The 16,237-nt window shown below is 65.2% G+C and carries 9 protein-coding genes; 4 read left to right on the top strand and 5 right to left on the bottom strand.

The genetic code is table 11. The annotated features are described in order from the left end of the window. The first annotated feature begins 4 nt into the window (after positions 1–4). Positions 5–1,402, top strand: a complete 1,398-nt coding sequence (locus NOF55_RS15115) for a sensor histidine kinase (protein ID WP_306412343.1) — start codon at positions 5–7, stop codon at positions 1,400–1,402. 52 nt (positions 1,403–1,454) lie between these two features. Then, positions 1,455–4,409, top strand: coding sequence for a bifunctional [glutamine synthetase] adenylyltransferase/[glutamine synthetase]-adenylyl-L-tyrosine phosphorylase (locus NOF55_RS15110; RefSeq protein WP_306412236.1), 2,955 nt, complete (start codon positions 1,455–1,457; stop codon positions 4,407–4,409). A 78-nt stretch (positions 4,410–4,487) separates the two neighbouring features. Here NOF55_RS15110 and NOF55_RS15105 read toward each other — a convergent pair whose 3' ends face one another. Both NOF55_RS15105 and pepN read right to left on the bottom strand, forming a co-directional pair. Then, the gene (locus tag NOF55_RS15105; protein WP_306412235.1) at positions 4,488–6,806 is read right to left on the bottom strand and encodes a PAS domain-containing sensor histidine kinase; all 2,319 of its coding nucleotides are present in this window, start codon (positions 6,804–6,806) and stop codon (positions 4,488–4,490) included. A gap of 386 nt (positions 6,807–7,192) precedes the next feature. Further along, positions 7,193–9,841 carry an aminopeptidase N gene (pepN, locus tag NOF55_RS15100; RefSeq protein ID WP_306412234.1) on the bottom strand — a complete coding sequence of 883 codons (2,649 nt, stop codon included), beginning with the start codon at positions 9,839–9,841 and terminating at the stop codon, positions 7,193–7,195. Between the two features lie 286 nt (positions 9,842–10,127). On the opposite strand from pepN, the gene NOF55_RS15095 reads away from it, so the two are divergent. Further along, complete coding sequence (locus NOF55_RS15095) at positions 10,128–11,069, top strand: DMT family transporter (protein WP_306412233.1); 942 nt, start codon at positions 10,128–10,130, stop codon at positions 11,067–11,069. Positions 11,070–11,078: 9 nt separating this feature from the next. Here the strand turns inward: NOF55_RS15095 and NOF55_RS15090 are convergent, their stop codons facing one another. The 3 genes from NOF55_RS15090 to NOF55_RS15080 form a co-directional block, all read right to left on the bottom strand. After that, positions 11,079–11,912, bottom strand: a complete 834-nt coding sequence (locus NOF55_RS15090; RefSeq protein WP_306412232.1) for a uracil-DNA glycosylase — start codon at positions 11,910–11,912, stop codon at positions 11,079–11,081. 45 nt (positions 11,913–11,957) lie between these two features. Beyond that, positions 11,958–13,259, bottom strand: coding sequence for an Hsp70 family protein (locus NOF55_RS15085; RefSeq protein WP_306412231.1), 1,302 nt, complete (start codon positions 13,257–13,259; stop codon positions 11,958–11,960). A gap of 136 nt (positions 13,260–13,395) precedes the next feature. Then, positions 13,396–14,184 carry an SDR family oxidoreductase gene (locus NOF55_RS15080; protein ID WP_306412230.1) on the bottom strand — a complete coding sequence of 263 codons (789 nt, stop codon included), beginning with the start codon at positions 14,182–14,184 and terminating at the stop codon, positions 13,396–13,398. 226 nt (positions 14,185–14,410) lie between these two features. Here NOF55_RS15080 and NOF55_RS15075 point away from each other — a divergent pair, with 226 nt between their 5' ends. Continuing rightward, the gene (locus tag NOF55_RS15075) at positions 14,411–16,063 is read left to right on the top strand and encodes an electron transfer flavoprotein-ubiquinone oxidoreductase (protein WP_306412229.1); all 1,653 of its coding nucleotides are present in this window, start codon (positions 14,411–14,413) and stop codon (positions 16,061–16,063) included. Positions 16,064–16,237: the final 174 nt, after the last annotated feature.

Raw genomic sequence — 16,237 nt, 5'->3', positions numbered from 1 at the left:
CAATATGCGTCTTCTGTTCAAATCGACGGCTGTGCGGCTTTCGGCCGTCTATATCCTGCTGTTCGCGCTCTGCGCCTCGTTCCTCGTCTTCTACGTGACCGCGCTTTCCGAACGGCTGATGACCCAGCAGACGCGCGATGCGTTGCAGGCCGAAGTGACCGATGTGCGTTCTCTCTACGACCGCGCCGGCGTGAACGGCCTGCTGCGGTCGATGGAGCGCCGCTCGCGCCAGCCGGGTGCGGGGCTTTACATCATCGCCGGTCCGTCCGGGGAAATCCTGGCCGGCAATGCCGCCGATATCCAGCCCGGAGTCATCGACCAGGAGGGCTGGACGCAGCGACCCTTCCGCTACGACCCGTATAACGAAGGCGATGCGTCGCGTCCGCATCTCGCGATCGGGCATGTCTTCGTTCTCGACAATGGATTGCGCATCGTCATCGGCCGCGACCTGGGCGACCCCGACCGGTTCCGCTCGCTGGTGCGCCGGGCGCTGATGGTGGCGCTGGCGATCATGGGCGGCGGGGCCGTCATCATATGGTTCTTCATCGGCCGCAACGCGCTGAAGCGCATCGACCGCATGTCCGCCGCCTCCAAGAAGATCATGGGCGGCGATCTTTCCGAGAGACTGCCGGTCACGGGGTCCGGCGACGAGTTCGACCGGCTGTCGGGTTCGCTCAACGCCATGCTCGACCGGATCGGCAAGCTGAACGAGGGGCTGCGGCAGGTGTCCGACAATATCGCCCACGACCTGAAAACGCCGCTCACCCGCCTGCGCAACAAGGCCGCCGATGCGCTGGCCGCCCGCGAGGGTGACGACAAGCGCGCCGCTCTGGAAGGCATCATCGCCGAATCCGACCAGCTCATCCGCACCTTCAACGCCCTTCTGATGATTTCCCGAGTCGAGGCGGGCTCGCTCGCCGCCGAGATGCTGGAGGTGGATGTGTCGGCCATCGCCGCCGACAGCGCCGAGCTTTACGAGCCGGTGGCCGAAGAGGTCGGGCTGGCGCTCGAAACCGCGATAGAACCCGGCCTGACGGTGCGGGGAAACCGCGAGCTGATCGGCCAGGCTCTGACCAACCTGCTCGACAACGCGATCAAATATGCGGAAGGCGGCGACGGCCCCCCGGCGCTTTGCGTGACGTTGACCCGGGAAGACGCGGCGACCGTTCTGGCGGTTGCCGATCACGGTCCGGGCATACCGGAAGCACGCCGCGACGACGTCACGAAGCGTTTCGTGCGGCTCGACGAGAGCCGTTCCAAGCCGGGCACCGGTCTCGGTCTCTCGCTGGTCGCGGCGGTGATGGAACTGCATGGCGGCCGGCTGGAACTCTCCGCCACCGATCTCGGTTCCGCGACGCCCGGCTTGACGGCGCGCATGGTCTTTCCCTCCGCAATCTCATAGGGTTGTATCAAGAGCGGGAAACGCGCTCGGGCCGGTGCCGACGGGAGGAAACGTGGCGGATCAGGTAAAACAGACCGGAAAAGAGCTGAAGGACGTGCGCGAAGGCGTCGTCCGGCCGATCAGCCAGGCGGAGGCGCGGGCCGTGACCTCGCTGCTGAAAGAGGCCGGGCAGCGCGAGCCGGAGATCGCCGCACTGATGGCCGGGGAAAGCCCGCTGCGTCGCTTCGTCGTTGCTGCGCTGACGCTTTCTCCCTATCTCCGCGACATGACGGCCGCCGATCCGAAGCCGCTTGCGATGGCCTTGTCGACCCCGCTGGAAACGCTTGTCGAACAGGGCATCCGCGATGCCCGGGAGAGCTGGCGAGGGGTGGACGGCGGGCCGGCACCCACCGAGGGCGAGGTGATGACGCGCCTGCGGATCGCCAAGCGCCGGGTGTCCTATATCGTCGCACTGGCCGATCTCGCCCGCCTGTTCAGCGCCCGCGAAACCACCCGCTGGCTGAGCCTGCTGGCGGATGCGAGCGTTGCCGCCGCCATCGACCACCTCCTGCTCGCCGGCCACGAAGCCGGCAAGGTGCGGTTGAAGAACCTGGACGCGCCATCCGAAGGGTCCGGCGTCGTCGTGCTGGGCATGGGCAAGCTCGGCGCCTACGAACTGAACTATTCCTCCGATATCGACCTCGTGGTGTTTTTCGAGCCGCTGGCCGACCTGTTGCCCGACCCGGATGACGGCACGGAGATTTTGGGCCGGATGATGCGCCGGCTGGTCCGCATCATGCAGGAGCGCACCGGCGACGGCTACGTGTTCCGGACCGATCTGCGCCTGCGGCCCGATCCCGGCTCGACGCCGCTCGCCATTCCGGTGGACGCGGCCCTCCTTTATTACGAAGGGCGCGGCCAGAACTGGGAGCGCGCCGCCTTCATCAAGGCCCGGCCGATTGCCGGCGACCTCGAGGCGGGCGAGTCCTTCCTGAAGGAACTGACGCCCTTCGTCTTCCGCAAGTATCTCGATTACGCGGCGATCGCCGACATTCACTCGATCAAGCGGCAGATCCACGTCCACAAGGGCCACGGCGCGATTGCGGTGAAGGGCCACAATGTCAAACTCGGCCGCGGCGGCATCCGCGAGATCGAGTTCTTCGCGCAGACGCAGCAGCTCATCGCCGGCGGGCGCATGCCGCCGCTGCGCGTGCGGGCGACGGAAGACGCGCTGGCGGCGCTGGCTGCCGCCGGCTGGATCGATGCCGCCACCCGTGACGAACTGACGGACTGCTACTGGTTTCTGCGCGACGTCGAACACCGCATCCAGATGGTCCGCGACGAGCAGACCCACATCCTTCCCGAAACCGAAAGCGAGCTGAAGCGGATCGCCTTCATGCTCGGCTTTGCCGATGCCGCTGGCTTTGCGCGCAGGCTGGAGGACGTCCTGCGCACCGTCGAACAGCGCTATGCGAACCTGTTCGAACAGGAAAGCAGGCTTTCCGCCGGCGACGGCAATCTCGTCTTCACCGGCCAGAAGGACGATCCGGGCACGCTCGAAACGCTTCGGCGGCTGGGCTTCAAACGCCCGGAGGATATGTCCCGCGTCATCCGCACCTGGCACAACGGCCGCTACCGCGCCACCCGCTCGGTCGAGGCCCGCGAGCGCCTGACGGAACTCACGCCCGAGTTACTGCGCGTCTTCGGCGAGAGCCGGCAGGCGGACGATGCGCTCCTGCGCTTCGACAGCTTTCTGGCCGGACTGCCGGCGGGCATCCAGCTCTTCTCGCTGCTGGGCAACAATCCGGCGCTGCTGGCACTGCTTGTGAATATCATGTCCGCCGCGCCGCGGCTTGCCGACACAATCGCCAGGCGCCCGCACGTTTTCGACGGCATGCTCGATCCCGGCCTCATGGCGGAACTGCCGACCCGCGATTATCTGGCGGGCCGGCTCGGCGCGTTTCTGGGCGGAGCCTCCCATTACGAGGATGTGCTGGACAGGCTGCGCATCTTCGCCGCCGAACAGCGCTTCCTGATCGGCATCCGCCTGCTGACCGGCGCGATCGGCGGTACGGCCGCGGCGCGCGCCTTCACCCACCTGGCCGATCTCGTCATCGCCGCCGCCTTCGACGCGGTGCTGACGGAAATGCGTGAGGCGCACGGCGACATTCCCGGCGGGCGCGTGGCAGTGATGGGCATGGGCAAGCTCGGCAGTTTCGAACTGACGGCGGGCTCCGATGTCGATCTCATCCTGCTCTACGACCACGACGACGCGGCGCAGGAATCGACCGGCGCCAAGCCGCTCGATCCGGGGCGCTACTTCACCCGCATCACCCAGCGCCTGATCGCGGCCCTTTCAGCCCCGACGGCCGAGGGCGTCCTCTACGACGTCGACATGCGCCTTCGCCCCTCGGGCAACAAGGGGCCGGTCGCCACCCGCATCAGGGCCTTCACCAAATATCAGCGGGAGGAGGCCTGGACCTGGGAGCACATGGCCCTGACCCGCGCCCGCATCGTCTGCGGCGACGGGAGCCTGAAGGCCGAGGCGGAAGGCGTGATCTCCGGCATTCTGGCGCATCCCCGCGACAGGGCGAAAGTGAGCGCCGACGTCATCGAGATGCGCGGGCTGATCGAAAAGGAAAAGCCGCCGCGCGACCTTTGGGATTTCAAGCTCATTCCCGGGGGGCTGATCGATATCGAGTTCATCGCCCAGTATCTGGCGCTGACCACCCCCGAAAAACAGGCCGAACGCGGCGCGAGCACGGCCGAGGCGCTGAAGTTCTACGGCGAGGGCCGCATGGGGGCGGAAGAACTGGAGACCTGCCTTGCGGCACTGGCGCTCTATGGCGAGCTTTCGCAGATCGTCCGCCTTTGCCTCGACGGGCCGTTCGAGCCGAAGGAGGCGCCTTCCGGGCTGATCGATCTGCTGTGTGCGGCGGCGGACATGCCGACCCTCAAGGCGCTTGAGGCGGAACTCACCCGCGTCTCGAAATCCGTGCGCCGGATTTTCCAGGCTTTCGTCAAATAGAGCAATTCCAGGAAAAGTGTGAAGCGGTTTTCCGTTCGGAATTGCGTAAAAACAGATACCCCAATGGCCGCCCCGGCCTTACTTGCAGCCGCCATCGGCGCAGGGGATGGAGATCGTCACGACCGTGCCCCGGCCTTCGCGGGAGCGGATTCTCATCTTGCCGTTGTGCAGGGAGACGAGCGAGCGGGAGATGGCAAGGCCGAGGCCCGATCCCCCCTTGCTCTTGGCGTACTGGCTTTGCACCTGCTCGAACGGCTGGCCGATCTTGCCGAGCGCCTGCCGGGGAATGCCGATGCCCGTATCGGCGATGGTCAGGCGCATGGCGCCGTTCACCTTGCGGGCCCGCAGCGCGATCCGCCCGCCCGGATCGGTGAATTTCACCGAGTTGGAAAGCAGGTTCAGCAGGATCTGCTTCATGGCGCGCCGGTCGGCGCTCATGGTCAGGCCGTCGGCGATGCGCTGGGCGACGCGGATGGATTTCTGCTCGGCCGAAACCGCTGTCAGGCGCAGGCTTTCCTCGATCAGCGGCGCAAGGTCGATCGTTTCGGTGCGCAGCAGCATCTGGCCCGCCTCTATCTTCGACATGTCGAGGATGTCGTTGATGACGTTCAGCAGGTGGATGCCGCTGTCATGGATGTCGCGGGCATATTCCGAATATTTCGACGAGCCGACCGGCCCGAACATCTGGTTCAGCAGAATTTCCGAAAAACCGAGGATCGCGTTGAGCGGCGTGCGCAGTTCGTGGCTCATATTGGCGAGGAACTCGGATTTGGCCCGGTTGGCGGCCTCGGCGCGGTCCTTTTCCGCCAGATACTTGGTGTTGGCGACCGACAGCGCTTCCTTCTGCTTTTCCAGCTTGGCCTGCGAGGCGGAAAGATCGCTGATCGTCGCGATCAGGCGGCGTTCGGATTCGCGCAGCCGTTCCTGATGGCGCTTCAGAAGCGTGATGTCGGTGCCGACGGACACCCGGCCGCCGTCGCGCGTGCGCCGCTCGTTGATTTGCAGCCACCGCTCGTCGGCGAGCTGCACTTCGGTGGTGCGCGAACTGTCGTTGCGGTCCGGTCCGGCGATGCGGCGCTCGATGATCGGCCGCGTCCACGCCGCCTGCACCACGGAACGCTCGGTGCCGGGCACCAGAACGCTGTCCGGCAGGCCGTAGGACTGCTGGAAATGCGTGTTGCACATGACCAGACGGTCGTTCTTGTCCCACAGCACGAAGGCTTCGGAGGTACATTCGATGGCGTCGGCCAGCCGCTGGTCGGCTTCCGCATAGCGCTGGGCCAGACGGTGCTGTTCCGTCACGTCCATCGCGATGCCGATCACATGCGTACGGCCGTTCTGCGAATGAATGATCTGGGCACGGGCGCGCATCCACAGGTAATGCCCGCCGGCGTGCCGCATGCGGAAGACCTGGTCGATCTGCCGGTCCTTGGCCCGGCGGATGGCGCGGGCAAACGCGTAGAGATTGCCGTCGCCGGGATGCATCAGCCTCGCCGCGTCGGCGAAGGACAGCACCCGGTCCGACGGTTCCAGCCCCAGCATTTCATACATGGAGCGCGACCAGAACAGCCGGCGGTTGGCGAGATCGAAATCCCACAGCCCGCAGCGCCCGCGCGACAGCGCCGTTTCCACCCGCATGTTGGATTCGAGGAAGATCTCGTCCGCCTCGCGGGCGCGCTTCACCTGCGTGTAGTAGGCGTAGAGAATGACGAGCAGGATCGACGAAATGCCGGCGAACAGCGTGCCGTCGAGCGCCACTTCGCCGCGCCAGAAGGCATCCAGCGATGCAAGCGAGCGGGCCGTCAGCAGCAGGCCGCCCTCGTTGCCGACCGTGCTGACCACGGCATAGTGGTCGATGCCGGAAATTCGGGTGCGGATCACGCCGGACTGGCTTCGCGACGCCGCCACTTCCGGAAGGAGCGCGGCAAGCGATGAGCCGAGATAGACCCGGCCCGCGGGGCTGGCCGCGAAGACCCGCCCGTTGGTGCCGATGGCCAGGATGAAGCTCTGGCCGTCCAGGCGGCTTTCCGGCAGGTAGGCCGTCAGCCGCCGCTCGATCGCGGCGCGGTCTCCGGCGTGCATGGCGAGCGCCTCGCCCGCCATCGCCGCTTCCGCCGCCGAGGCGCTGAGCGCGACGGACTGGCGCGCGGCCTCTTCCATCCGCTCGTGCTCGGCGATGATCCCGAAGACGCGCGACAATGCGACGACGCTCAGGAAGGCGACGATCAGGACGGGTATGGCCCGCTTGAGGATCAGTTCCGCACGCGGATGATTGCCCGCAGCCGATTCTCCGAGGGTAAGCGGCCAGCCGTGGAAATCCATCGCCCATCGGTCGATACCTGGAAATTTGACACGCAGCCACCCATCGGCTGCGGTTGCCCGCCGCACGTCCGCCATGTTCCCCGCCTTTGAAACCTCGTGTGATCCGAAGCGCCGCCCGCCCGAATCTAACCTAATGAATCAAAGGTGATTCGCCTTGTCCAGCCCAAAAGTAACCATTTGTTAACCAAATGATTTTGCTGGTATATTCGGGATTGCCTCTGCCGCCGTGTGGGTGAGAGGGCGATTTGCGCGAAAATGGGGCGAAGAAGAATGCTGCCCCGGTTTGCCAACAAAGACCACAAACCTCCTCTCGTCATGGTCGGGCTTGACCCGAGCATCCAGCCGCACCTGCTCGGTGTGGACCCTCGGGGCAAGCCCGAGGACGACAGAAGAGAGGAGGTGCGAATACGCTGCCGGCGGGCGTTTCCCCCGCCTGTCATTCACGCACCGGAAAGACCGGATCAGCCCTTGAGCATGCGCTCCACGATGTCGGCGACGTCGGCGGAAAGCTGTCTGGCGCCGGTGATCCTGCCGAGTGCGGTCTTCGCGGCTTCCGCGCGGACCGGTTCCAGAGCGCGCCAGGAGCGCATGGCGGTGAGCAGCCGTGCTGCAAGCTGGGGATTCTTCGGATCGATGGCGAGGATCTGGTCGGCAAGAAGCGCATAGCCCTTGCCGTCTGGGCGGTTGAAGCCGGTCGGGTTGGCGAAGGCGAAGGTGCCGATCAGGGCACGAACGCGGTTGGGGTTCTGCGCGTTGAAGCGCGGGTCCTTCATCAGCGCCTCGACACGCTCCAGCGCCGTTTCGCCCGGCACGGTCGCCTGGATCGAGAACCATTTGTCGAGCGCCAGCGGATTGCTGTCGAAACGCGTCGCGAAGGCGGCGAGCGCGTTCAGCGCCGCGTCCGTATCCGGGAACCGGTGGATGAGGACGGTGAGGGCATGCGCCAGTTCCGTCATGTTGTCGGCCTTGGCGAAGGCTTCCGCCGCCAGCGATGCGCTGTCCCCGGCGTGCGAGAGGTAGGTCAGGGCGACGTTGCGCAGCGCCCGCCTGCCGGCGCTTGCGGCATCCGGGGTGAACTCGCCCTTCGGCGCCAGTTCCCGGTAAAGCCGTTCGAAGGTGGCGAAGCCCTTGTCGGCGATCGTTTTCAGAACCGCATCGCGCCCGGCGTGGATCGCGTCCGGGTCGTTGTTGCCGCCGATTTCGCGGGCGATGTCGGATTCGCTCGCCAGCGAAAGCGCCTGCGCCCGGAAGGCCGGCTCCAGCCGGTCGTCGGCAAGCGTTTCGATGAGCGCCGAAACCAGCGCGCCGTCGACCGTGACGGGCCTGCCCTCCGGCACGTCCTTCGCGGCCTTTACCAGCACCGGCAGGCCCAGATCGGAAAGCGCCTGCCAGCGGGCGAAAAGATCGCTGTCGTGGCGGGCGATATGGGCGAGATCCGCCGGGCTCTGGTCGAAGGACAGGTTGATCGGCGCCGAAAAGCCGCGGTTCAGCGACAGGACCGGGCGGGCGGGCACGCCGGAGAAGGTGAAGGACTGGCTGCGGCCGGTCAGGTGCAGCACGTCTCCCGTCACTTCGCCGCCGGATACGGCGGCGGGCGGGATGTCGCCGCCGTTCTCGCCCAGAAGCGTGAACTTCAGCGGAATGTGCATCGGCTGCTTGGCGCTCTGGCCGGGCGTGGCCGGGATTATCTGTTCCAGCGACAGCGTGAAGGTCTGGCTGACGGCATCGTATGCCGTCGAGACGGTGACGAGCGGCGTGCCGGCCTGGCTGTACCAGAGCTTGAACTGCGACAGGTCGCGACCGCTCGAATCCTCGAAGCATGCGACGAAATCCTCGACCGTCGCGGCGTCGCCGTCATGACGGTCGAAGTAGAGGTCCATGCCCTTGCGAAAACCGTCCTCGCCGAGAAGCGTGGCGATCATGCGGGTGACTTCCGAGCCCTTCTCGTAGACGGTCGTCGTATAGAAGTTGTTGATTTCGCGGTAGGTCTCGGGACGGACGGGGTGGGCGAGGGGGCCGGCGTCCTCGGCGAACTGCTCGGCCTTCAGGTGGCGCACCTCGGCGATGCGCTTGACGGCTCGCGAGCGCTGGTCGGCGGAGAACTCGTGATCGCGATAGACGGTCAGCCCTTCCTTCAGGCAAAGCTGGAACCAGTCGCGGCAGGTGATGCGGTTGCCGGTCCAGTTGTGGAAATACTCGTGGGCGATGATCGCCTCGATATTGGCGTAGTCGGCGTCGGTCGCTGTTTCCGGGTCGGCCAGCACGTATTTGTCGTTGAAGACGTTGAGGCCCTTGTTCTCCATCGCGCCCATGTTGAAGTCGGAAACGGCGACGATCTGGAAGATGTTCAGGTCGTATTCCCGGCCGAAACGCTCCTCGTCCCACGCCATCGAGCGCTTCAGCGCGTCCATCGCATAGGCCGCGCGCGGCTCCTTGCCATGTTCGACATAGATCTTCAGGGCGACCTCGTTGCCGCTGGCGGTCGTGAACGTGTCCTCGACGACACCGAGATCGCCGGCGACCAGCGCGAAGAGGTAGGACGGCTTCGGATGCGGATCGAACCAGGCGGCGAAGTGCCGGCCCTCGTCGTAATTGCCGCCGCCGAGGAAATTGCCGTTCGAAAGCAGCAGCGGATTGGTTTCCTTGTCGGCGATGATCGTGATCGTGAAGGGCGAAAGCACGTCCGGCCGGTCGGGGAAATAGGTGATGCGGCGGAAGCCTTCCGCCTCGCACTGGGTGCAATAGACGCCGTTCGTGCGGTAGAGCCCCATCAGCTGCGTGTTGCTTTCGGGGTCGATATAGGTCGTGACGGTGATCTCGAAGGGCCCGTCTTCCGGAAGATCGCGGATTTCGAGGCGGTCGGGCGTGGCCGTGTAGCGGCCGGCATCGATGTCCGTCTGGTCGAGCATCAGGCCGGAAAGGGTCAGTTCGTCTCCGTCGAGCACCAGCGGCACATCCGCGGCGACACCCGCGCGCCGGTGGAAGATCAGTCTCGCTTCCACTTTCGTCGATCGGGGATCAAGCTCGAACGTCAGATCCGTTCTTTCGAGAACGAAATCGGCCGGGCGATAGTCTGCCAGGCGAATGACCTGACCGGTGTCTGTGCGCATGATGTGTCCTGAAGATCCTGCTGGTGTCGTGCTGGTGTGACGGGCGCGCTACATGCTTTCAAGCGGCGTCCTGCCGCACCCTCGTTCCGTAAACGTGGCATGAAATCCTGAAGGATTGCTAAAATTTTCTCGATCGGAACGCCGCCTTTCGGGGTCAACTTGAAGTGAATAAATGTTTTGATCGAATCATTGACAAAATTGATCGCGAACTTGCCACAATTCGACTATTAGTGGATCGGACCAATTCAGCGCCACTTGTGTACGCCGATCCCTTCGCGAGTCTTTCATGCCCCCCGTCCATGCCAATCCGATGAAGGGTATCCTTCTCAAGGTGTCCTCCGTCTTTCTTTTTGTCTGCATGCAGACGTTCATCAAGCTGGCGGGCACGGAGGTCATGCCGGGACAGGTTACGTTCTATCGCTCGGCCTTCGCGCTGGTGCCGATCCTGGGCTATCTGGCGTGTCGCCAGCAGTTGCGGGGCGCACTCTACACCAGCAACCCGCTCGGGCATTTCAAGCGTGGCTTTCTGGGCATTCTCTCGATGGGGCTCGGCTTCTACGGTCTTCTCCACCTGCCGTTGCCGGAAGCGATCGCGATCGGCTACGCCCTGCCGCTGCTGGCGGTCGTGTTCGCGGCCTTTATCCTCAAGGAACAGGTGCGGGTCTATCGCTGGATGGCCGTCGTCACCGGCCTGGTCGGCGTGCTCATCATCTCGTGGCCCAAGCTCAGCCTGTTCCGCGAGGGCGGCTTCGAATCCACGCAGGCCGTCGGCGCATTGGCCGTGCTGCTCTCCGCGACACTGGGGGCGATGGCCATGATCCAGGTCCGCCAGCTCGTCTCGACGGAAAAGACGCCGACCATCGTTCTCTACTTCTCGATCACCGCATCGGTGTTCTCGCTGGCGACGGTCCCCTTCGGCTGGCCGGCGCTGCCGCTCGACGTCACGGCCATGCTGGCCCTGTCGGGTTTCTGCGGCGGCGTCGCGCAGATCCTGCTGACGGAAAGCTACAGGCACGCGGATGTCTCGGCCATCGCGCCGTTCGATTACACGTCCATCCTGCTCGGCATCGGCATTGCCTATTTCCTGTTCAACGATGTGCCGTCGTCCACCACGCTGGTCGGGACGACGATCGTCGTCGGCGCCGGCATCTTCATCATCTATCGCGAACACATGCTCGGCCTGGAGCGTCGCATGGCGCGCAAGGCCGCGCCGACCCACGCCACCTGATGCCGCCGCTCAGAGCGTGCCGATCCGGCGGGCGAAGGAGAGCAGGTCCGCCCAGGCCTGCGGCTTGGCGCGCGGGGCCTTGATCAGCTCGGACGGATGCAGGCTGGCGAGCGCCGGAACGACGTGCGAGCCGAATGTCAGGTCGCGCCACTGGCCGCGAAGCTGATGGATATTGCCGGTGGCGCCGAAAAAGGTGCGCACGGTCAGGTTGCCGAGCAGGAGCAGCGCCCGGGGGCCGGCCAGTTCCACCTGCCGCTCGATGAACGGCCGGCAGATCTCGATTTCGTGGGGCAGGGGTGCGCGATTGCCCGGCGTGCGCCAGGGAACGAGCGTCGTTGTCAGGACAGATTCGCGCTTCAGGCCGATGGCGCCGATCATGCGCTCCAGCAGGAAGCCGGACGGACCTGAAAAGGCCGTTCCCTCGCGCTCGTCGTCCTGTTCCGGCAAGGGGCCGACGATCATGACACCGGATTCGGTGCCACCGCTTGCGAAGATCGTGGAAAGCGCGCTGAGGCGCAGGTTGCAGCCGTTGAAGGCCACCAGCCGTTCTTTCAGCTCGTCGAGCGAGCGGGCCTGTGCCGCCGCCTCGCGGGCTTGTGCCACCGCTTCCTCGTTGGGCACGACGGGCGTGCCGGCCGGCGTTGCGGGAGAGGCGGCGGGCTTTTCCGTCCGCGACGGCGTCTGGCCGGCAGGCGCCGCCTGCTGCTGAGCGGCACGGGCCGCGGCAAAGGCGGCGAAACTGTCCACCGCCTCGTCCTCGACAAGCCACTCCACTCCGGCATCCGCATAGAAATGCAGAAGCGCGGCCAGTTCCGGCGCATCGAGTTTCGCGGCTTCGATCATGCTGTTACTCTAGCCGCCCTGGGCCGCCGGGGAAAGGCCCCGGCGCTACGGGCGCGCGGCGGTCCACCGTTCGATTTCGCCGCTTTCGCCGATCAGGGCCAGGCCGTGGGCGATGGAGAGCAGTTCGCCGCCGCTTTCGATCCTCGAAGCGCCGAAACGGCGGGTGAAGATCGACCGCACGGCGGGCACGAAGGACGTGCCGCCGGTCAGAAACACCTTGTCGATGGCCGAAGCGGGCGTGTTCGTCTTTTCCAGCACCTCGTCCAGCGCGCCCTCGATCCTGGCCAGATCGTCGGCGATCCAGCTTTCGAAATCGGCGCGGCGCACGGTCTTGCGTCCGGCGGCGCCGAGGGGCGCGAAGTCGAAGGCAGCCTCCTCGGCGGAGGAGAGCGCCATCTTGGTGGCCGAAATCGCCTGATAGAGCGGATAGCCCTCGTCGTTCTCGACGAGGTCGATGAAGAGTTCCAGCTTCTCCGGCTCAAGCGCCTGCCGCACCAGCGATTTCAGGTCGGTGAACTCGCGGGTGGTCTTGAAGATGGAAAGCTGGTTCCAGCGGCCGAAATTCACGTAATAGCCCGAGGGCACGTCGAGAATCTTGCCGAAGCTCTTGAACTGCGAGCCCTTGCCGATTTCCGGCGAGACGATGTTGTCGATCATGCGGAAGTCGAAATGGTCGCCCGCCACGCCGACGCCCGAATGGCCGATGGGTGTCGCGCTCAGGCGTCCGGCATGGGTTTCGAAGCGGATCAGCGAATAGTCCGTGGTGCCGCCGCCGAAGTCGGCGACCAGCACGTTGGCGTCCGCCTTCAGCGTCCGTGCGAAATAATAGGCCGCCGCCACAGGCTCGTAGACATAATGGATGTCGGAGAAGCCGAGGCGGGCCAGCGCCCTGTCGTAACGCTCCATTGCCAGCGTTTCGTCCGGGTTGGCGCCGGCGAAGCGCACCGGGCGCCCGACGACCAGCGGGCCGGGCGCTTCCGGCCAGTCAGCGCCGGCATAGGTCCTCAGGCGGCGGATGAAGACGTCCATCAGGTCTTCGAACTCGTGCCGGCGGGCGAAGACGAGCGTGCCCTGGAACAGGGCGCTGGCCGCGAAGGTCTTGATCGATTGCAGGAAACGGCAGTCGCCCGGATTGTCGACGAACGTGCTGATCGCCGCCTGTCCGGCCTCGACCTTCAGGGCGGAGGCGCCGAGCGCCGGGTCCTTCATGAAGGAAAGCGCCGTGCGCATGCTGTCGGTCGTGCCGGCGCGGCTTTCGAAGCGCATCGAATGCGTCTGCCGGTCGCTGTCCGCCAGGGCGACGACCGTGTTGGTCGTGCCGAAGTCCAGTCCGAGTGCGCGCGTCATCGCCTCATCTCCATCATCGAAATCGTGCGTGTGAACCGGGCCAGCCGGAAATGCGAAAGGCGCCCCGGAGGGCGCCCGCGAATGGGATGGCGTGAATGGCACGGACCGGGGCGCAGCGCAACCCCCGCCCGAAAAGTCAGAGCGACCTGGCGCTGCCGCCGTCGACGCGCAGCATCGTGCCGGTGATGTAGCTCGCCTGCTGTGAGCAGAGGAACGCGGCGGCGGCGGCGAATTCCTCGACCGTGCCCAGGCGCCTGGCCGGAATGGAGGCGACGGAGGCGGCGCGGATGTCCTCGATGCTCTTGCCGGTGCGTTTGGCGTTGGCGCCATCCAGCTCTTCGATGCGGTCGGTGAGGATGCGGCCGGGAAGCACCATGTTGGCGGTGATGCCGCTGGCGGCGACTTCGGCGGAAAGCGTCTTGTTCCACCCGACCAGCGCGCCGCGCAGCGTGTTGGAGAGCGCAAGCCCCGGAATGGGCTCGATGACGCCGGAGGAGGCGACGGTCACAATGCGGCCCCAGCCCTGTTCCTTCATCTCGGGCAGGAGCGTGTTGGTCAGCGTGATGACGCTCAGCACCATCGACTGGAAATAGCTCTCCAGCCGGTCCGGGTGCATGTCCTCCGATGTGCCGGGAACCGGCCCGCCGGTGTTGTTGACCAGAATGTCGATGCCGCCGAGCTTGTCCTTCACGGCAGCCACGATGCCGGGCACGAATTCCGGATCGGCGAGGTCGGCCCACACCCAGTCGGCCTTGCCCTTGCCGCGCGCGTTGATCGCCTTGCAATTGGCATCCAGCCTTTCGCCGCTGCGTCCGCACAGAAGCACGTTCACGCCTTCGGCGGCGAGCGCCGAGGCGATGCCGGCGCCGAGCCCGCGCGATGAGGCGAGCACCAGCGCCCGCTTTCCGGAAATCTGAAAGTCCATCGGAACCTCTCTTGAAAATACCTGTCCGGTCATGACGATTAACATGCCGAAGCGCAGGCCGCGACCGCTTTTTGCGCCACGTTATTACCGTTTCTCATAGGCTTATGGAAAAAATCTACGTTGTCGGACAACCTTCGTTCTCGACTTTCCCGCTCTCTTCGGGAATAGAGAAAACGAACCGGGACGAAGCCCGTGGCGACAGGCTGGAGCGGAAAGGACCGTGGCGATGGAAGAGATCGAACGCGAGAGCATGGAATTCGACGTCGTGATCGTCGGCGCGGGGCCGGCCGGTCTTTCGGCGGCGATCCGCCTGAAGCAGGTGAACCCGGACCTCTCCGTCGTCGTTCTGGAAAAAGGCGCCGAAGTCGGCGCGCACATTCTCTCCGGCGCGGTCATCGATCCGGTCGGCATCGATGCGCTGCTGCCCGGCTGGCGCGAGGAGGAGGGCCATCCGTTCAGGACCCCGGTGACGGACGATCATTTCCTCTTTCTCACCCGGGAGAAGGCCATTTCCCTGCCGGCCGTCTTCATGCCGAAGATGCTGGACAATCACGGCAACTACATCGTCTCGCTCGGCAATGTCTGTCGCTGGCTGGCGGAAAAGGCGGAGGCGCTCGGCGTCGAGATCTATCCCGGCTTCGCCGCCGCGGATGTGATCTATGACGACAACGGCGCCGTCACCGGCGTCGTCACCGGCGACATGGGCGTCGAGAGAAACGGCGAGCCCGGCCCGAACTTCACCCCCGGCATGGCGCTTCTCGGCAAATACGTGCTGATCGGCGAGGGCGTGCGCGGCTCGCTCGCCAAGCAGCTCATCGCGAAATACGATCTGCAAAAGGACCGCGAGCCGCAGAAATTCGGCATCGGCATCAAGGAACTGTGGCAGGTGAAGCCGGAAAACCACCGGCCCGGCCTCGTGCAGCACTCCTTCGGCTGGCCGCTCGACATGAAGACCGGCGGCGGTTCGTTCCTCTATCATCTGGAAGACAATCTCGTCGCCGTCGGCTTCGTGGTCCATCTCAACTACAAGAACCCTTACCTCTACCCCTTCGAGGAGTTCCAGCGCTTCAAGACGCACCCGGCAATCCGGGGCACCTTCGAGGGGGGCAAGCGCATCTCCTACGGCGCCCGCGCCATCACCGAGGGCGGCTTCCAGTCGGTGCCGAAGTTGACCTTTCCGGGCGGGGCGCTGATCGGCTGTTCGGCCGGTTTCGTCAACGTGCCGCGCATCAAGGGTAGCCATAACGCGATGCTCTCCGGCATGCTGGCGGCGGAAAAGGTCGCGGCGGCGATTACCGCAGGCCGCGCCCACGACGAAGTGGCGGAAATCGAGGCCGAATGGCGCGACGGGCCGATCGGCCGGGATCTGAAGCCGGTGCGCAACGTCAAGCCGCTATGGTCGAAATTCGGCACGCTGGGCGGCATCGCCCTCGGCGGTCTCGACATGTGGACCAACGCGCTTGCCGGCTTTTCCCTGTTCGGCACGCTCGGCCACGGCAAGACGGATGCGGCGAGCCTCGAGCCGGCCGCGCAACACAAGCCGATCGACTATCCGAAGCCGGATGGCGTGCTGACCTTCGACCGCCTGTCCTCGGTGTTCCTGTCGAACACCAATCACGAGGAAGACCAGCCGGTGCATTTGCAGGTGAGGGACGCCGCGCTCCAGAGAAGCTCGGAACTCGACGTCTATGCCGGCCCCTCGACGCGCTACTGTCCCGCCGGGGTCTATGAATGGGTGGAGAAGGACGGCGCGATGACCTATGTCATCAACGCCCAGAACTGCGTCCACTGCAAGACCTGCGACATCAAGGACCCGAACCAGAACATCAACTGGGTGCCGCCCCAAGGGGGCGAAGGGCCTGTCTATCCGAACATGTGATGTCGAAAAGGCGCCCCGGGGGCGCCTTTCACGTATCGACAAACCGCCTCCTTCGTCACCCTTATCTGTTTTATCGGCTTGATTTTGGTAGGCTTGAGTTGCTGGCAGCGTACCGTGTCACCCTTGGTCGCAAGAGACCGTGTCCGAGCCCGGTACGCTGCCGTTTGCGCATGT

Source organism: Ectorhizobium quercum (assembly GCF_026552795.1).
GTDB classification, from domain to species: Bacteria; Pseudomonadota; Alphaproteobacteria; order Rhizobiales; family Rhizobiaceae; genus Ectorhizobium; species Ectorhizobium quercum.
The sequence above is the reverse complement of the archived record's forward strand: the minus strand, read 5'-3'. Positions and strand labels throughout refer to the sequence as shown.

Coding starts and splice junctions, on each gene's coding strand:
- NOF55_RS15115 (WP_306412343.1), top strand. CDS start 5: ATGCGTCTTCTGTTCAAATCGACGGCTGTGCGGCTTTCGGCCGTCTAT.
- NOF55_RS15105 (WP_306412235.1), bottom strand. CDS start 6,806: ATGGCGGACGTGCGGCGGGCAACCGCAGCCGATGGGTGGCTGCGTGTC.
- pepN (WP_306412234.1), bottom strand. CDS start 9,841: ATGCGCACAGACACCGGTCAGGTCATTCGCCTGGCAGACTATCGCCCG.
- NOF55_RS15095 (WP_306412233.1), top strand. CDS start 10,128: ATGCCCCCCGTCCATGCCAATCCGATGAAGGGTATCCTTCTCAAGGTG.
- NOF55_RS15090 (WP_306412232.1), bottom strand. CDS start 11,912: ATGATCGAAGCCGCGAAACTCGATGCGCCGGAACTGGCCGCGCTTCTG.
- NOF55_RS15085 (WP_306412231.1), bottom strand. CDS start 13,259: ATGACGCGCGCACTCGGACTGGACTTCGGCACGACCAACACGGTCGTC.
- NOF55_RS15080 (WP_306412230.1), bottom strand. CDS start 14,184: ATGGACTTTCAGATTTCCGGAAAGCGGGCGCTGGTGCTCGCCTCATCG.
- NOF55_RS15075 (WP_306412229.1), top strand. CDS start 14,411: ATGGAAGAGATCGAACGCGAGAGCATGGAATTCGACGTCGTGATCGTC.